Source organism: Paraburkholderia sediminicola (assembly GCF_046026895.1).
GTDB classification, from domain to species: Bacteria; Pseudomonadota; Gammaproteobacteria; order Burkholderiales; family Burkholderiaceae; genus Paraburkholderia; species Paraburkholderia sediminicola_C.
The window spans coordinates 1-16,598 of the sequence record NZ_JAQQEU010000113.1; the positions used below are offsets into that span (position 1 = coordinate 1).

16 protein-coding genes are annotated in these 16,598 nt (G+C 61.7%); 13 read left to right on the forward strand and 3 right to left on the reverse strand.

Annotation, left to right across the window (positions count from 1 at the left end; genetic code table 11):
• The first annotated feature begins 177 nt into the window (after positions 1 to 177).
• On the forward strand, positions 178 to 342 hold the full coding sequence (locus PQR02_RS37180; protein WP_408242855.1) for a hypothetical protein: 165 nt from the start codon (positions 178 to 180) through the stop codon (positions 340 to 342).
• Here PQR02_RS37180 and PQR02_RS37185 read toward each other — a convergent pair.
• The 3 genes from PQR02_RS37185 to PQR02_RS37195 form a co-directional block, all read right to left on the reverse strand.
• The gene (locus PQR02_RS37185; protein WP_408242840.1) at positions 324 to 1,022 is read right to left on the reverse strand and encodes an IS6 family transposase; all 699 of its coding nucleotides are present in this window, start codon (positions 1,020 to 1,022) and stop codon (positions 324 to 326) included. The genes PQR02_RS37180 and PQR02_RS37185 overlap by 19 nt on opposite strands.
• A 119-nt stretch (positions 1,023 to 1,141) precedes the next feature.
• Positions 1,142 to 1,531, reverse strand: a complete 390-nt coding sequence (locus tag PQR02_RS37190; RefSeq protein WP_408242841.1) for a hypothetical protein — start codon at positions 1,529 to 1,531, stop codon at positions 1,142 to 1,144.
• Between the two features lie 142 nt (positions 1,532 to 1,673).
• Positions 1,674 to 2,642 (reverse strand): LysR family transcriptional regulator, encoded by a 969-nt coding sequence (locus tag PQR02_RS37195; RefSeq protein ID WP_408242842.1) that lies wholly within the window; start codon positions 2,640 to 2,642, stop codon positions 1,674 to 1,676.
• A gap of 295 nt (positions 2,643 to 2,937) precedes the next feature.
• On the opposite strand from PQR02_RS37195, the gene oxlT reads away from it, so the two are divergent.
• The 12 genes from oxlT to PQR02_RS37255 all read left to right on the forward strand — a co-directional run.
• On the forward strand, positions 2,938 to 4,245 hold the full coding sequence (gene oxlT / locus PQR02_RS37200; protein ID WP_408242843.1) for an oxalate/formate MFS antiporter: 1,308 nt from the start codon (positions 2,938 to 2,940) through the stop codon (positions 4,243 to 4,245).
• Between the two features lie 346 nt (positions 4,246 to 4,591).
• The gene (locus PQR02_RS37205) at positions 4,592 to 5,308 is read left to right on the forward strand and encodes a GntR family transcriptional regulator (RefSeq protein WP_408242844.1); all 717 of its coding nucleotides are present in this window, start codon (positions 4,592 to 4,594) and stop codon (positions 5,306 to 5,308) included.
• Between the two features lie 366 nt (positions 5,309 to 5,674).
• On the forward strand, positions 5,675 to 7,417 hold the full coding sequence (gene oxc / locus PQR02_RS37210; protein ID WP_408242845.1) for an oxalyl-CoA decarboxylase: 1,743 nt from the start codon (positions 5,675 to 5,677) through the stop codon (positions 7,415 to 7,417).
• Between the two features lie 25 nt (positions 7,418 to 7,442).
• On the forward strand, positions 7,443 to 8,693 hold the full coding sequence (gene frc / locus PQR02_RS37215) for a formyl-CoA transferase (RefSeq protein WP_408242846.1): 1,251 nt from the start codon (positions 7,443 to 7,445) through the stop codon (positions 8,691 to 8,693).
• Positions 8,694 to 8,798: 105 nt separating this feature from the next.
• Complete coding sequence (locus PQR02_RS37220; protein ID WP_408242847.1) at positions 8,799 to 9,230, forward strand: PAS domain S-box protein; 432 nt, start codon at positions 8,799 to 8,801, stop codon at positions 9,228 to 9,230.
• A gap of 22 nt (positions 9,231 to 9,252) precedes the next feature.
• A complete protein-coding gene (locus PQR02_RS37225) occupies positions 9,253 to 9,501 on the forward strand; it encodes a hypothetical protein (protein ID WP_408242848.1) in 249 nt (82 codons plus the stop codon).
• 74 nt (positions 9,502 to 9,575) lie between these two features.
• Positions 9,576 to 10,823, forward strand: a complete 1,248-nt coding sequence (gene frc, locus PQR02_RS37230; protein ID WP_408242849.1) for a formyl-CoA transferase — start codon at positions 9,576 to 9,578, stop codon at positions 10,821 to 10,823.
• A gap of 109 nt (positions 10,824 to 10,932) precedes the next feature.
• The gene (locus tag PQR02_RS37235; protein WP_408242850.1) at positions 10,933 to 11,712 is read left to right on the forward strand and encodes a fumarylacetoacetate hydrolase family protein; all 780 of its coding nucleotides are present in this window, start codon (positions 10,933 to 10,935) and stop codon (positions 11,710 to 11,712) included.
• Between the two features lies 1 nt (position 11,713).
• Positions 11,714 to 13,297, forward strand: a complete 1,584-nt coding sequence (locus tag PQR02_RS37240) for a Re/Si-specific NAD(P)(+) transhydrogenase subunit alpha (protein ID WP_408242851.1) — start codon at positions 11,714 to 11,716, stop codon at positions 13,295 to 13,297.
• A 9-nt stretch (positions 13,298 to 13,306) separates the two neighbouring features.
• Entirely contained in the window at positions 13,307 to 14,698 is a 1,392-nt protein-coding gene (gene pntB / locus PQR02_RS37245; protein WP_408242852.1) for a Re/Si-specific NAD(P)(+) transhydrogenase subunit beta, read from the forward strand.
• A gap of 50 nt (positions 14,699 to 14,748) precedes the next feature.
• Entirely contained in the window at positions 14,749 to 16,161 is a 1,413-nt protein-coding gene (pyk, locus tag PQR02_RS37250) for a pyruvate kinase (RefSeq protein WP_408242853.1), read from the forward strand.
• A gap of 122 nt (positions 16,162 to 16,283) precedes the next feature.
• A partial coding sequence (locus tag PQR02_RS37255) for an NAD(P)H-dependent oxidoreductase subunit E (protein WP_408242854.1) occupies positions 16,284 to 16,598 on the forward strand: 315 nt, incomplete at its 3' end.

Genomic DNA, 16,598 nt, shown 5'->3' on the forward strand with positions numbered 1-16,598 from the left:
GTTCAACAGCAGACGTTCGCCGGGAAACCGCGAAGGTCGCAAAATGTTAAGACACAATGACTTTCCGTGAGGCAGAGGCTGGCCCGTCGCGAGGAATCGGACGCGGGTTAGTATTTCTGCCAGAGCCGCACGGTGTGGACGGCGCCACACCCGGCGATTTCCCCCACGGAGGCCAGCATGGAACACGATAGCACGCTGTACGTCGGCCTGGACGTTCACAAGGACTCGATCACGGTCGCCTATGCGCTCGGCACGGGCGAAGTCGAACGGTACTGTCGCGATAAGGCAAGATGGCGAACAGACGGCGGTATAGTGAGGATTGCTTATGCCGCCAGTGAGTAGAACTGCTCGGCGCGAGTGTATCCGATGCCACGGTCCTCCATTTGGCCCTTGGCGATCATGTGCATGAGTTCGATGCCGCTCAACAGGATGCGGGCACAACGAAAATTCTTGAAGCCCAGCATGGGCCGCGTGCGTCGCTTGATCGCCCGATGATCTTGTTCGACAACGTTGTTCAGATACTTGTTCTGGCGAATCTTGATTGGTGTTTCCCGCTCCGCGTTAAGAGCATCCAGCGCAGCCAGGTTCGCACCGCTTTTATCGATTGTCACCGTCTCGGGTTCGCCGTTCTGGTCGATCGACTTTTCGAAGTAGCGCCGCGCCGCGGCCTTGTCACGATGGGCACGTAGCAGAAAATCAACCGTGTTGCCCTCCTTGTCGACTGCGCGATACAAATACTTCCACTGGCCTCGGACCTTGATATACGTTTCATCCATTCGCCAGCTCCGGCCGACGGCCTTCTTGTGGCGGCGAAAGGCCTTCTCCAGAACCGGCAACACCTTGATGGCCCAGCGGTGCACGGTTGAATGGTCGACCGAAATTCCGCGCTCCGCCATCATCTCTTCGAGGTGTCGAAGGCTCAGCGGATACGCCACATACCAGCGCACGCACGTCAGGATCACATCGAGCGGATAGTGCAAACGCTTGAGCACCCGTGCCACATCTGGATTCAGAGTCTTCATCAAGCGTCCGACCGTTCGTAATGTCACGGCACATGATACCCGACGCGTTACTGCGACAGATCCGTTTGCTCGTCCATCCCGCCTTACTGCGACAGAACCCGTGCGTCAGCGCGCTGACGCTAAACGCCAGCCAGCGCCGGCAATTCCACGCCGTATGACAGGTGCTCGCGGCGATGGGTCGCTTGTGGCTGACCCGCCGCGTGGCCCGCCTGCGCTGCGGTTTCCACGCCCGTCGACAGGCACGCCGGATAGCGCGCGTTCTTTTTCTCAAGAATGGCCCGGCTCAGAAACTCCGCAGTGTACGAGTTAAGCAAATGCGCATGATGTGCTTCGATGTAAGCGGTAATCCGCGCCTGCTCACCGTCGATTGCGGCCAGCGACGTGAGCGTGCGCGCATCCCAGCGGAAGCGCAGACCGAGTTCATCGAACGCCGAGTTATACGCGCACAGTTGCGCTTGGACTTCGGCATTGAGCGCGCTGTCGTGAGCATCGAATTGAGAGGGGTTCATGATCGTCTCCTTCAGGCAGGTGGCATGAACCGAAGAATAAAAGCGGCGATACATAAACAACAGTTAAAGTTATTGTGAGTAACCATAGCATACTGTTTATAGTAGCAGGTTGACGAACCGGACAACAGGAGGATCCGCGCGCCTAAACGGTCACCCTCGACAAGTCCTCAGGTTGTCCATTCAGCAAGTCTGCGTCGATGCGGGTGATCTGGGCGATACGCGCCGCGCCTTCGCTGATCAAGAAATCCTTGAACGCCGCGGCAACCGGAGGCAGGCGCTTGTTCTTGCGATGCACCACGTACCAGTCGAGCATCACAGGAAAGCCCACCACGTCCAGCACCGCGAGATTGCCGACCTGAAGTTCAAGGCTGATCGTATGCGCGGACAGAAACGCGATACCCATGCCTGCGATCACGGCCTGCTTGATCGTCTCGTTGCTGCGAATTTCCATGGCGATATTGAGCCGGTCCATGCCGCCGGCAAAGCCCTCTTCCATCGAATGCCATGTGTCCGAGCCCTTCTCGCGAACAATGAACGGCTCTTTGCAAAGTGTCGAAAGCGCAATGTGTTTCTTGCCGACCAGCGGATGCCTGGGCGGCGCAACGATCACGTAAGGATGCGGCGCAAACGATTCGTTGTGCGTGTCGAGATCGCGCGGCGGACGCGCCATGATCGCCAGATCGGTCAGGTTGTGCGTCAGTTGTTGCAGTAGTCCCTCGCGATTGTGCACTGTGAGGTTGAGTCGCACGCCTTCATTGCGACGCGTGAACTCGCCTAACAGGCGCGGGAAAAAATAATCGCCGGCGCTGATTACCGCAAGGTTGAGCTGGCCGCCCGCGATGCTTTGCAACCGGCCCATCGCTCCATCCATTTCTATGAACTGCTCGATGATCGAGCGCGCGTAATGATGCATTTCCGAGCCGGCCGGCGTCAGACAGATTTTTTTGCCGAGTTGCTCGAACAGCGCCAGACCGGCATGCTCTTCGAGCCGCTTGACCTGGGTGGAGACGGCAGGCTGCGTCAGGCACAGCTCGTCGGCCGCACGAGAAAAACTCAGGTGCCGGGCGACCGTCTCGAAGATCTTCAGTTGGCGCAGAGTTGCGTTTCTCATGGACGTCACTGAGTAAGGGCAAACCCCATCTATTAGGGAAGCCTCATGCAAACGATAAAATGTTTTAACTTTCGCTGATTGCTCTTCTCGCGCAGCATGCCTTCAGACCCGGTGCCCGCGCAACCTTCTTTTATTCCCGTCGCGCGGTTAACGAGGGCAGGGTTTTCATCGATGCAATTCCTCTGGCCGACCAATTGGCGCCTCAGTGCAGCAGATCAAACAGCAATGAGGCGATTCGATCAGTCAGTCCAACGCGCCGCTCGAGCGCAACGGAATCAACAGGAGAGACGGAGACATGGGATATCCCAACGTAGTCCAGCGAGGCACTGCGCCATTCACGCATAACCGCTGGGTGCAACTGGCAATCGGTATCGTGTGCATGGGGCTGGTCGCGAACCTGCAATATGCTTGGACGCTGTTCGTCGTACCTATGGACAACGCGCACCATTGGGGCCAGGCGGCGATTCAGACCGCGTTCACAATTTTCATCGTCACCGAAACGTGGCTCGTTCCCGTTGAAGGCTGGCTCGTCGACAAATTCGGGCCGCGCCCGGTTGTGATCGGCGGCTCGCTGTGCGCGGCGCTCGGCTGGATCATCGACGCGCATGCGAGCAGTCTCACCGAGCTCTACGTCGCGGCAGTGATCGCCGGTATCGGTGCGGGTTGCGTGTACGGCACGTGTGTCGGCACGGCGCTCAAATGGTTTCCCGACAAGCGCGGTCTCGCGGCCGGTTTGACCGCGGCAGGTTTCGGGGCGGGCGCGGCGGTTACCGTGATTCCAATCGCCAACATGATTCAGCGCTCGGGCTATGAGCACACGTTCATGTTCTTCGGCATTTTCCAGGGCGTCTGCATTCTGCTGCTCGCCACCATGTTGATTCGGCCAAAGCCGCCCGCAACCGCGGTCGCGGCCAGGCGCGTGGTCGCCACCAAGGTCGACTACACGCCCGGTCAGATGATCCGATCGCCGCTCTTCTGGGTGCTATATCTGATGTTCGTGTTCGTCGCCGCCGGCGGCATCATCGCGACCGCGCAGCTTGGTCCCATCGCGAAGGAATACGGCTTTGCGAAGCTGCCTGTCAGCCTGATGGGCATCACTTTGCCGCTGTTGACGATGACGCTGTCGATCGACAATCTATGCAACGGCTTCACGCGTCCGTTGTGCGGTTTTCTGTCGGATCGCATCGGCCGCGAAAACACGATGTTCATGATTTTTCTGGGCGAGGGCGTCGCCCTGCTAGGGCTAATGCAATTCGGCCATAACCCGTACGCATTCATGTTCTTCGCGGCCGCCGTCTTCCTGTGCTGGGGCGAGATCTTCTCGATCTTCCCGGCGACCTGCGCGGATACGTTCGGTAGCAAATACGCCGCCGCCAATGCTGGAACGCTTTACACCGCGAAGGGCACCGCGTCGATGCTGGTGCCGATCGCCTCGGTGTTGTCGGCGAACGGCGGGTGGAGCACGGTGTTTATTTCTGCGGCGGTGGTGTCGATCGCGGCAGCCGTGTCCGCCAAATTCATACTTGCGCCGATGAGAAAACGCTGGATCGAGAACAGCTCCGGCGCGTCGGCTGGCGTCGTCGTCGCGCAGGCACGGTCGTAGCCTTCGTCGGCCGCGCGCCGCAATCAAGGCGCGAGCCCATGGCTCCCAGGTGGTCTTACTGAGTTGATGTCCTTGCGCCGCCTCATACATTGCGGCGGCGGCAATACCACCCCAACAGCGTATCCGACCGCGCTGCGTCGCGGCCTTTGCAGCAACTGCAAAGGCCGCTTTTCGCTTTTCCCGGTTATACAGGTACAGCACATGCCGCGCGGCATCCCCACGTTGGCGTGAGCCATGGATCGCACTAACTAGACTCGTCCAGATATGTAATATATGGTATATGAATCTCATACATCGCACGGATGCCCCAAGGCAACGGGTCGCTCCAACCTGGAAAGCACTGACAATGGCTGATACGCAAACCGATTTTCGTCCAATGGCATTGCCGCTGACGCTCGAGCCGATCAACGCGACGGCTTCGCTGCGCGACCAGGCCTACGCAAAACTGAAGCAGGCGATTGCCGAAGCCGACATCTATCGTTCGCGCGAAGAGATCCGGCTGGACGAAAAGGAATTGACGGAGGCGCTCGGCGTAAGCCGAACGCCGGTTCGCGAAGCGATGACTCTGCTCGAACAGGAAGGTTTTCTCCGTACGGTGCCGCGCCGTGGCATCTACATTCAGCGCAAAACGAAGAAAGAGATCGTCGACATGATCTACATGTGGGCGGCGCTCGAAAGCATGGCCGCGCGCCTTGCTACGCAGCGCGCGTCGAAAGGTGAGATTGCCGGTCTGAGGCGCATGTTCGACGACTTCCGCGACACCGCGCCGGCCGAGCAGATCGACGAGTATTCGGAAGCGAATATCGCGTTTCATCAGGCGATCGTGCAACTCTCGCAATCGCAGATTCTGCTCGACACCATGAAGAATCTGTTCGTGCACGTGCGCGCAATCCGCAAGATGACGATCTCGCAAAGCAACCGGGCATCACGCTCGATTGTCGATCACATGCGCATTATCGAGGCGCTGGAGCGGCGCGATACCGAGCTGGTCGAGAGCCTCGTGCGCGAGCATTCGCTCGAACTGGCGGCGTTTGTCGAGGCGAACTGCGATTTCCTCGACTGAGCCTTGCATGATGGGCGGCGCGACATAACGGCGGAGGCAGCCAGCGTCGGCGTACGTAATAAGAATCGCCAGGCATTGCCACGCGTCGAGCGTTGCAGTGCTTTTTGCCGTCAGCGACGAAGCTGCCTTTCTCAGTCGACATTCGCTACGCCGGCAATGCGAGCCCCCGGCGTTTGCCGCCGCTCTGGGTCTCCGTGCGGTTTGTGCAATGCAAACCTCCTACCGCCCAGCAGTCCCGATTCCCGACGTTCCATAAGTAGCAATGCAGCAATCCCCTAGCGTCAGCAAAATCTGCTTGAAGAAATACTGTGTGTGGAATATTGTATATCACCAGACACACAACGCCCGCCAAGGAGGAGACACGTGATGGCAGAAGCCGACCAGCCCACAACAGACGACACGTTGGAACAACAGGCAACCGAGACGACCGACGGATTCCATCTCGTCATCGACGCGCTGAAACTGAACGACATCAATACGATTTTCGGACTGGTCGGTATCCCCATTACTGACCTGGCGCGACTGGCACAAGCCGAAGGGATGCGTTTCATCGGCTTTCGTCACGAACAGCACGCGGGCAATGCGGCGGCTATCGCCGGCTTCATGACGCAGAAGCCGGGCATCTGCCTGACGGTGTCGGCGCCGGGATTTCTGAACGGCCTGACCGCACTTGCCAACGCGACCACCAACTGCTTCCCGATGATCCTGATCAGCGGCTCGAGCGAGCGCGAAATCGTCGATCTGCAGCAGGGCGATTACGAGGAAATGGACCAGCTGAATGCGGCCAGGCCCTACGCGAAGGCCGCGTATCGCGTGCTGCATGCGGAAGACATCGGCATCGGCGTGGCGCGAGCGATTCGCGCCGCGGTGTCCGGGCGTCCCGGCGGCGTGTATCTGGACCTGCCGGCAAAGCTGCTCGCGCAAACGCTGGACGCCGTGAAGGCCCAGCAGTCACTGATCAAAGTGATCGACGCCGCGCCGCGTCAGTTGCCGGCGCCGGAATCGGTCAAGCGCGCAATCGATGTGATCAAGAGCGCCAGGCGTCCGCTGATCCTGCTCGGCAAGGGCGCGGCCTATGCGCAGGCTGATGCGGAGATTCGCGCGTTCGTCGAACAAAGCGGCATTCCGTATCTGCCCATGTCGATGGCCAAGGGCCTGTTGCCGGATACACACGATCAATCGGCATCGGCGGCGCGCTCGTTCGTGCTGCAGGAAGCCGACGTGGTCGTGCTGATCGGCGCGCGTCTGAACTGGCTACTCTCGCACGGCAAGGGCAAGACATGGGGCGCGGAGCCGAAACGCTTCGTGCAGGTCGATATCTCGCCGACCGAGATCGACAGCAACGTTGCGATCGCCGCGCCGGTGATCGGCGATATCGGCTCGTGTGTGGCGGCACTGCGTGCGGGCCTCGACGCGAGTTACACGAAGCCGGCCGCAGAGTGGACCGGCGCGATCGCCGAGCGCAAGAGCAAGAACCTCGCCAAGATGGCTGCGACGCTCGACAAGAACCCGTCGCCGATGAATTTCCACAGCGCGCTGCGCGCGATCCGCGACGTGCTCAAGACGCGTCCCGACATCAACGTCGTCAATGAAGGTGCGAACACGCTCGACTACGCGCGCAGCATCATCGACATGTACGAGCCGCGCAAACGCTTCGATTCGGGCACGTGGGGAATCATGGGTATCGGCATGGGCTTCGCGATTGGCGCGGCGGTGACGAGCGGCAAGCCGGTCGTCGCGATCGAAGGCGATAGCGCGTTCGGTTTCAGCGGCATGGAACTCGAAACCATCTGCCGTTACGACCTGCCGGTATGCACGATCGTGTTCAACAACAACGGCGTGTATCGCGGCACCGACGTGAACCCGACCGGCGGCAAGGACGTCGCGCCCACTGTGTTCGTGAAGGGCGCGCGCTACGACAGGATGATCGAAGCATTCGGTGGTATCGGCCATCACGCGACGACGCCGGAAGAACTGACCAAGGCGCTGCTCGAAGCAATTGCGTCGGGCAAACCGACCTTGATCAATGCCGTGATCGACGAAGCGGCGGGCACCGAGAGCGGCCGCCTGACCAATCTGAATCCGCAAAGCGCGGCGATGAAAAAGTGATCCGACGAACCCAGGAGCTATCAAAGTGACCAAACCTCTCGAAGGCATCAAGATCATCGACTTCACCCACGTTCAAGCCGGTCCCGCGTGCACGCAGTTGCTCGCCTGGTTCGGCGCCGACGTGATCAAGGTCGAACGACCGGGTTCCGGCGATGTGACGCGCAACCAGTTGCGCGACATTCCCGATGCCGACGCGCTCTACTTCACGATGCTCAACAGCAACAAGAAGTCGCTCACGTTGGACACGAAAAAACCCGAAGGCAAGGAAGTACTCGAAAAGCTGATTCGCGAATCCGACGTGCTGGTCGAGAATTTCGGGCCGGGTGCGTTGGACCGGATGGGCTTTTCGTGGGAACGTCTGAACGAACTCAATCCGAAGATGATCGTCGCTTCGGTGAAGGGCTTCAGCGACGGCCATCACTACGACGACCTGAAGGTCTACGAAAACGTCGCGCAATGCGCAGGCGGCGCGGCGTCCACCACCGGCTTCTGGGACGGTCCGCCGACCATAAGCGCCGCGGCGCTCGGCGACAGCAACACCGGCATGCATCTGGCCATCGGCATTCTCACCGCATTGATCGGGCGCGACAAAACCGGCAAAGGCCAGAAGGTCGCGGTGTCGATGCAGGATAGCGTGCTGAATCTGTGCCGCGTGAAACTGCGCGATCAGCAGCGACTGGAGCGTGTGGGTTATCTCGAGGAATATCCGCAGTATCCGCACGGTGAATTCAGCGACGTGGTGCCGCGCGGCGGCAACGCCGGCGGCGGCGGCCAGCCGGGCTGGGTGCTCAAGTGCAAGGGCTGGGAAACGGATCCGAACGCATATATTTACTTCACGATCCAGGGCCATGCGTGGGAGCCGATCTGCAAGGCACTTGGCAAGCCAGAGTGGATCGATGACCCGGCTTACAAGACCGCTGAAGCACGTCAACCACACATCTTCGAGATCTTCGGAACCATCGAAGCCTGGCTCGCCGACAAGACCAAATTCGAAGCGGTCGACATCTTGCGCAAGTTCGACATTCCGTGCGCGCCGGTGCTGACAATGAAGGAACTGGCCAACGATCCGTCATTGCGCGCGAGCGGCACGATTGTAGAAGTGCCGCACAAGAAACGTGGCACGTATCTGACGGTGGGCAGCCCGATCAAATTCTCGGATATGAAACCGGAAGTCACGGCGTCGCCGCTGCTTGGCGAACACACGGACGAGGTGCTGGCAGGCCTTGGCTACAGTCAGCAGGACATCTTCAATCTGCGCGAAGTGAAAGCAGTTTAACGGTGTCACGCAGGCCCGGCTTCATGCCGGCGCCTGCGGATACGGCGCCTCTCGCGGACGCCGTATCGAGATCTGTGTTTTTACTTGCGGGGGAGCGCGCCATCCATGCAAACAACCATCGACTTCGAGCAGCTCGTCAACGCAATCGGCGACGCGATCATCATCTCGGATGCGACGGGCAGCATCACCCTGTGGAATCCCGCGGCCGAGCGCATGTTCGGTTTCACGCAAAGCGAGGCGTTGGGAATGTCACTGGACCTGATCATCCCGGAGCGTTTGCGGGGCCGTCATTGGGACGGCTATCACAAAACCATGGCAACGGGCGAAACGCGTTACGGCAATGACGTGCTGCGCGTTCCCGCCGTGCATAACGACGGCCGCTCGCTGTCGATCGCCTTTACGGTGGCGCTGCTGCATTCGCCGGAGCGTGAACTGACTGGCATCGTAGCGGTGATTCGCGATGAAACCAGCCGCTTCCAGGAAGATCGCGCGCTGCGCAAGCGCCTCGCGGAACTGGAAGCGTCAGCGGGCGCTTGAGTGGCCGCACAGGAGAATTCCGATGCATGTAGAAGTATTGGGTAAATACCGGCTTGAGTTGTCCGCGATGCAATGGATTCACAACGGCGGTTGGGCCGCCTACGTGGCGATTCGCACTGTCGAGGAAAATCATCCGGCGCAGCCCGACTTGCTGCCGTATCAGCAGGTTGTCGACGAATCCGTTTTTGAAAGCGAAGCGGCGGCGATCGCCGGGGCGCGCCGTGTCGCGATGGCGCTGCTCGCGCCCGCCGTCCGAAAACGCCAAGCCTGAATTGCGTACGACGTCGAGGCAAACGCGCCCGACCGGCTTGTCCAGAACAACCACGATTAAGAGGGAGACTCACGATGGGCAGAGCATTGGAGGATGTGAGAATCCTCGACTTCACGCATGTGCAGTCGGGCCCGACCTGCACGCAGTTGCTCGCATGGTTCGGCGCCGACGTCATCAAGGTCGAACGGGCGGGAGCGGGCGACATCACGCGCGAGCAACTGCGTGACATTCCCGATGCGGACAGCCTCTACTTCACGATGCTCAATCACAACAAGCGCTCGATCACGATCGACACGAAGCATCCCGAAGGCAAACTGGTTCTCGAGGAACTGATCCAGTCGTGCGACGTGCTGGTGGAGAATTTCGCCCCCGGCGCACTCGACCGGATGGGTTTTAGCTGGGAGCGCATCCAGGAGCTCAATCCGCGAATGATCGTCGCGTCGGTGAAGGGCTTCGGCCCCGGTCCCTACGAAGATTGCAAGGTGTACGAGAATGTTGCGCAATGCGTCGGCGGCGCGGCATCGACAACCGGCTTCGACGATGGTCCGCCTGTGGTGACCGGCGCGCAGATCGGCGATAGCGGCACGGGCCTTCATCTCGCGCTCGGCATCGTTACGGCGCTCTATCAACGCAAATCGACGGGCCGCGGCCAACATGTGCTGGCCGCGATGCAGGACGGCGTGCTCAATCTGTGCCGCGTGAAGTTGCGTGACCAGCAGCGGCTCGAGCGCACTGGCGTGATGAAAGAGTACCCGCAGCATCCGAATGGCACGTTCGGCGAAGCGGTGCCGCGCGCCGGCAACGCGTCCGGCGGCGGTCAGCCTGGCTGGATTCTCAAATGCAAGGGCTGGGAAACCGACCCGAACGCGTACATCTACTTCATTGCGCAGGCGCCGGTGTGGGCAAAAATCTGCAACGTGATAGGCCGTGAAGAGTGGACCACGGACCCGGACTATGCGACGCCCGCCGCACGCCTGCCGCATCTGAAAGACATTTTCGCCGAGGTCGAGCGCTGGACCATGACCAGGACGAAATTCGAGGCGATGGACATCCTCAACAAGTACGACATTCCGTGCGGCCCGATTCTCTCCATGAAAGAGATTGCGGAAGAGCCGTCGCTGCGCAAAACCGGCACGATCGTCGAAGTCGATCATCCGGTGCGCGGCAAGTATCTGACGGTCGGCAATCCTGTCAAGTTGTCGGACAGTCCCACGGAAGTCACGCGCTCGCCGCTGCTCGGCGAACACACCGACGAGGTGATGGCCGAACTCGGCTACACCGAGGATCAGATCGCCCATTTGCACACCGTCGGCGCGATCTGAGCGCATTGGCAGAAATCGCCCCCGGCGTTCCGACGCACGCATAACAAGACCTGGCGGCGCGACCTTTCCGGTCGCGTCTTCGCAACACAATATTGCAGGAGACAATCCGATGACATCGTGGATACGTTTTCGTCTCGCCGATGGCCATATCCGCTTCGGGACATTAAGCGAGGAAAATGTCACTGAATACGCCGGCGAGATGTTCGGCGAATCGACATCGACTGGCAACGTGCACGACGTCGATGAACTGACGCTGCTGAGCCCGTGCGTGCCGACCAAGGTCGTCGCGCTGTGGAACAACTTTTACGCGCTCTCGGAGAAGCTCGGCAAGGCGCCGCCCACGCATCCGCTCTTTCTGATCAAGCCGCCGACCTCGGTGATCGGCCAACGCGGATCGATCCGGCGGCCGCCCGCGTATCGCGGCAAGATCGCCTACGAAGGCGAGCTCGCCATTGTGATCGGCAAGCGTTGCAGCAACGTATCGGTCGAAGCGGCGAGGGACTACATCATCGGCTACACCTGCATCAACGATGTCACGGCCGCCGAACTCCTGAACGAAGACGTCAATTTCGCGCAATGGTGCCGCTCGAAGGGCTTCGACACGTTCAGCTGCATCGGCCCCGCGATCCGGCGCGATTTCGACTGGGGCGCCGCGCGCGTCGTGACGACGCTCGACGGCGTCGAGCGGCAGAACTATCCGCTCGCGGACATGATTTTCTCGCCGGCCGAACAGGTGAGCCTGATTTCGCAGGACATGACGCTCGAACCGGGCGACGTGATCGCGTGCGGCACGTCGATCGGCGTGGGCACGATCAAGGACGGCGCGACGGTCGACGTATCAATCGACGGCATCGGTGTCCTGTCGAACCCGCTCGCCCTGGAGAGTTGACATGCCGATGACGATTGCCGTGCCGCGCGAAATCCGCGACGGCGAAAGGCGTGTGGCCGCGACACCCGAAACGGTCGGCCAGTTGCTCAGGCTCGGCTTCACGGTGAATGTCGAAACCGAAGCCGGCGTACGCGCGTCGTTCGATGATGATGCGTACCGCGCAGCCGGCGCGCGCATCGTGAGCGATACCCGTGCGTTGTGGGCCGATGCCGATATCGTGATCAAGGTGCGCGCACCGGAACATCACCCGGCGCTCGGCGTCAGCGAAACCTCGCTGCTCAAATCGGGCGCCACGCTGATCAGCTTCATCTGGCCCGCGCAGAACGAGGGGCTGCTGGCACAGCTCGCCGAGCGCGGCGCGAGCGTGATGGCGATGGACTGCGTGCCGCGCATTTCGCGCGCGCAAAAGCTCGATGCGCTCAGCTCGATGGCAAACATGGCCGGCTACCGCGCGGTGATCGAAGCCGCGCAGCATTTCGGGCGCGTCTTCACCGGACAGATCACCGCTGCGGGCAAGATGCCGCCCGCAAAAGTGATGGTGATCGGCGCGGGCGTCGCAGGGCTCGCTGCAATCGGTGCGGCGCGCGGCTTGGGCGCGATCGTGCGTGCGTTCGACACACGGCCTGAAGTCGAGCAGCAGGTCGAAAGCATGGGCGCCGAGTTTCTCAAGCTCGATGTCGAAGAGGAAGGTAGCGGCTCCGGCGGCTACGCGAAGCAGATGAGCGCGAAGTTCATCGAAGCGGAAATGGCGCTGTTCGCCGCGCAGGCGAAGGACGTCGACATCATCATCACCACTGCGCTGATTCCGGGCAAGCCGGCGCCCAAGCTGATCACCTCGGCGATGCTGGCGGACATGCGACCGGGCAGCGTGATCGTCGATATGGCGGCCGAGCAGGGCGGCAACTGCGAGCTGACGCAGCCGGGCGAGGTGGTGTCCGTTAAGGGCGTAACGATCATCGGCTATACCGACCTGCCGAGCCGGATGGCGACGCAATCGAGTCAGCTCTACGGCACCAACATCCGCCATCTTTTGACCGATCTGACGCCGCAGAAGGATGGCGTGGCCCGCATCGACATGGATGACGACGTGATGCGCGGCGCGACCGTCGTGTATCAAGGCGGTGTCAGCTGGCCGCCGCCCCCGCCAAAACAGGCCGCGATCGCCGCGCATCGCCCGCCGCCCGACAAGCCCGTGGCGAGCCCTGTCGATCCCTCGGAACAAGCGGCCGCCGCGGCTCGCTCGCGGTATACATCGCTCGTCCTGCTGGCGGTCGCTGCGTTGGCGCTGCTGGCGCTCGGCGCGGTCGCACCGCCCGCGTTCGTCGCGCATCTGACGGTGTTCGTGCTGGCGGTATTCGTCGGCTACCAGGTGGTCTGGAATGTGACGCCGGCGCTGCACACACCGCTGATGAGTGTGACCAACGCGATCAGCGGAATCATCGTGATTGGCGCGCTGCTGCAACTCGGCACGCCGAATGTGCTGGTCACGGTGCTGGGCGGCGTCGCTTTGCTGGTTGCCACGATCAACATCGCGGGGGGGTTTCTCGTGACCCAACGCATGTTGAAGATGTTCCAGCGCAACTAAGGAGTGGTCATGCTGAACGGAATCGGCAACATTGCGTATTTGGGCGCGAGCACGCTGTTTATCCTGAGTTTGCGCGGACTGAGTCATCCGACGAGCGCGCGCCGCGGCAATCTGTATGGCGTGGCGGGCATGCTGATCGCAGTCGTTGCGACGCTGATCATCGCACAGGGCGCGGGGATCGAAGTCGTATTGGCGGCGGCCGTGATCGGCGCAGCGGTCGGCGCGCTGCTGGCGCGGCGGGTCGAGATGACCCAGATGCCGCAACTGGTCGCGATCTTGCATAGCTTTGTCGGGCTGGCCGCGGTGCTGATCGGCTTTACCAACTATCTGATGCCGGCCGGCGAGTTCGGCGGCGCGGAGCGGGTGATTCACCTGTCCGAGATTTATCTTGGCGTGTTTATCGGCACGATCACGTTCACTGGCTCGATCGTCGCGTTCCTGAAGCTGCAGGGCACGATTAGCGGCAAACCACTCGTGCTACCGGGCCGGCATGGGCTGAACCTGCTCGCGCTGGTGCTGTGCGTCGCGATTGGTTACCGGTTCCTCACGGCGCCGTCGGGCGCGGAAGGCATCGTCGCATTGCTCGTGATGATCGTGCTCGCCGCGGCGCTCGGCGTGCATCTGGTGATGGCCATCGGCGGCGCCGACATGCCGGTTGTCGTGTCGATGCTCAACAGCTATTCCGGCTGGGCGGCGGCCGCCACCGGTTTCATGCTGAGCAACGATCTGCTGATCACGACCGGCGCGCTGGTCGGCTCTAGCGGCGCGATTCTCAGCTACATCATGTGCCGCGCGATGAACCGCAGTTTCGTCTCGGTGATTCTCGGCGGCTTCGGCGCGGCGAGCGGCACGAGTTCGGCGGATATCGCGGGGGAGGTGGTGGCGACCAGCGTCGACGAAGTCAGCGCGATTCTGCGCGACGCGTCCGAGGTCATCATCGTGCCGGGCTACGGGATGGCCGTCGCGCAGGCACAGACGACCATCAGCGAAATCACGCGCAAGCTCGACGGTCTCGGTGTGCGGGTCCGTTTCGGCATCCATCCGGTCGCCGGACGCTTGCCGGGCCACATGAACGTGCTGCTTGCCGAAGCGAAGGTGCCGTACGACATCGTGCTCGAAATGGATGAGATCAACGAAGACTTCACCAACACGGACGTCGTGCTCGTAATCGGCGCGAACGACATTGTAAATCCGGGTGCGCTCGAAGATCCGGGTAGTCCGATCGCCGGGATGCCGGTGCTCGAAGTATGGAAGGCGCGCACGGTGGTCGTGTCGAAACGCAGCATGGCGACCGGTTATGCAGGCGTGGACAACCCGCTCTTCTACAAGGACAACACCCGGATGCTGTTCGGCGACGCGAAGGGCAGCGTCGACGCATTGCTCAGACAGCTCGACGCTTGACCGGCTGTTGCCGCGCTCGCTCGCCCGTCACCTCACCTTACTGACCGATTATGATCCGCCTACGCAAAGCAAAGATCGTCGCGACCCTCGGCCCCGCGACCTCCGATCTCGAAACGATTACCCAACTTTTTCACGCAGGCGCCGATGTATTCCGGCTGAATTTCAGTCACGGCTCGCACGAGGACCATCGGCGGCGCTATGAACTGGTTCGCGAGGTCGAGCGTGTTTCGGGCCGGCCGATTTCGATTCTCGCGGACATGCAGGGACCGAAGCTGCGCGTCGGCCCGTTCGCCGGGGGCAAGGTGATGCTCGTGACGGGCGCCGAATTTGCGCTCGACCGGAACCCGGCGGACGGCGACGTCAATCGCGTATGCCTGCCCCACCCGGAACTCTTCGACGTCGTCGCCGCCGGCCAGTCGCTGCTGCTCGATGACGGCAAACTGCGCCTGGAAGTGCTCGACAACGACGGCGAGCGGATCCGTACCCGCGTATTGCACGGAGGAACCCTGTCGGATCGAAAAGGAGTGAATGTACCCGACGCGATACTGCCGATTCCCGTGCTGACCCAGAAAGACCTGATCGATCTGAAATTTGCGTTGTCGCTCGGCGCCGACTGGATTGCGCTGTCTTTCGTACAGCGTCCGGAGGATTTGATCGCTGCGCGCGAACTCATTGGCGAGCGCGCCGGGCTGATGGTCAAGCTGGAAAAGCCGGCAGCGCTTGATCGGCTCGATGAGATCGTGAATGCGGCCGATGCGGTGATGGTCGCTCGCGGCGACCTCGGCGTCGAGCTTCCGCCCGAGCGCGTGCCGGGCGCGCAGAAGCGCATTCTTCGATCCTGCCGTAGCCACGGCAAGCCGGTGATCATCGCGACGCAGATGCTCGAATCGATGATTTCAGCACCGGTGCCCACGCGCGCCGAGGCATCGGACGTCGCGACGGCGGTCTACGATGGCGCGGATGCCGTCATGCTGTCTGCGGAGTCGGCCAGCGGCGGCTTTCCCGTGCAGGCCGTGGCGATGATGGAGCGGATCATCAAGGAGGTCGAACAGGATCCGCTCTACCGGAGCCTGCTCGATGCGCAGCATGAACTTCCGCTGCGCACACCGGGAGACGCAATCTGCGCGGCACTGCGTGATGTCGCGCAGACCATCGCTGCGGTTGCGACGGTCACGTACACGACGTCCGGACACACCAGCCTGCGGGCCGCCCGTCAGCGTCCGGTCGCGCCGATTCTCAGCATCACGCCGAAGCTGTCGACGGCGCGGCGTCTTGCGCTGGTGTGGGGCGTGCATTCCACGGTCAGCCCGGACGTCGAATCGGTCGACGAGATGGTGAGTGCCGCGTGCAGCATCGCCGTGAGACAGGGCTTTGCAAATTCAGGCGACCCGGTGGCGATCGCGGCGGGCATGCCGTTCGGCGAATCGGGTACCACCAATTTGCTGCGAATCGCCAGAGTCTAGGCGACGCCGCACGCAAGCTGGACGGGTAGACGGAGATAAATGGCCGGAGCGCTTGCGATCGCGCGCGGGCGCGCTCGCAGTGACTGACGTGAAGGCATCCCAAGGCCGCTTTGCAGGAGACTATCTTGGCCGATTCGAATGAGTTGATTGAGCGGCATATCCGCCGTGGTGGCTCCCTGCTCGCAGTGCTGCACGCGATCCAGGACGAACTCGGCTACGTGCCCCCGGCCGCCGTTGCGCCGCTCGCGCGTGCGCTGAACCTGTCGCGCGCTGAAGTGCACGGCGTCATCACCTACTACCATCACTTCCGCACGCAACCGGCCGCGCCCGTCACCGTGCAACTGTGCCGCGCGGAAGCGTGCCGCAGCATGGGCACCGAAGCGCTCGCGCAGCACATCGAGGCGCACACCGGCTGCCGCTTCGACGCCGGGCATCCC

What these genes read in the sequence shown, in the direction of transcription:
- oxc (WP_408242845.1), top strand. Translation starts at nt 5,675, where the DNA reads ATGGCAGAAGCCGACCAGCCCACAACAGACGACACGTTGGAACAACAG.
- PQR02_RS37195 (WP_408242842.1), bottom strand. Translation starts at nt 2,642, where the DNA reads ATGAGAAACGCAACTCTGCGCCAACTGAAGATCTTCGAGACGGTCGCC.
- pyk (WP_408242853.1), top strand. Translation starts at nt 14,749, where the DNA reads ATGATCCGCCTACGCAAAGCAAAGATCGTCGCGACCCTCGGCCCCGCG.
- oxlT (WP_408242843.1), top strand. Translation starts at nt 2,938, where the DNA reads ATGGGATATCCCAACGTAGTCCAGCGAGGCACTGCGCCATTCACGCAT.
- PQR02_RS37225 (WP_408242848.1), top strand. Translation starts at nt 9,253, where the DNA reads ATGCATGTAGAAGTATTGGGTAAATACCGGCTTGAGTTGTCCGCGATG.
- PQR02_RS37205 (WP_408242844.1), top strand. Translation starts at nt 4,592, where the DNA reads ATGGCTGATACGCAAACCGATTTTCGTCCAATGGCATTGCCGCTGACG.
- pntB (WP_408242852.1), top strand. Translation starts at nt 13,307, where the DNA reads ATGCTGAACGGAATCGGCAACATTGCGTATTTGGGCGCGAGCACGCTG.
- frc (WP_408242849.1), top strand. Translation starts at nt 9,576, where the DNA reads ATGGGCAGAGCATTGGAGGATGTGAGAATCCTCGACTTCACGCATGTG.
- PQR02_RS37180 (WP_408242855.1), top strand. Translation starts at nt 178, where the DNA reads ATGGAACACGATAGCACGCTGTACGTCGGCCTGGACGTTCACAAGGAC.
- PQR02_RS37190 (WP_408242841.1), bottom strand. Translation starts at nt 1,531, where the DNA reads ATGAACCCCTCTCAATTCGATGCTCACGACAGCGCGCTCAATGCCGAA.
- PQR02_RS37185 (WP_408242840.1), bottom strand. Translation starts at nt 1,022, where the DNA reads ATGAAGACTCTGAATCCAGATGTGGCACGGGTGCTCAAGCGTTTGCAC.
- PQR02_RS37220 (WP_408242847.1), top strand. Translation starts at nt 8,799, where the DNA reads ATGCAAACAACCATCGACTTCGAGCAGCTCGTCAACGCAATCGGCGAC.
- PQR02_RS37235 (WP_408242850.1), top strand. Translation starts at nt 10,933, where the DNA reads ATGACATCGTGGATACGTTTTCGTCTCGCCGATGGCCATATCCGCTTC.
- PQR02_RS37240 (WP_408242851.1), top strand. Translation starts at nt 11,714, where the DNA reads ATGCCGATGACGATTGCCGTGCCGCGCGAAATCCGCGACGGCGAAAGG.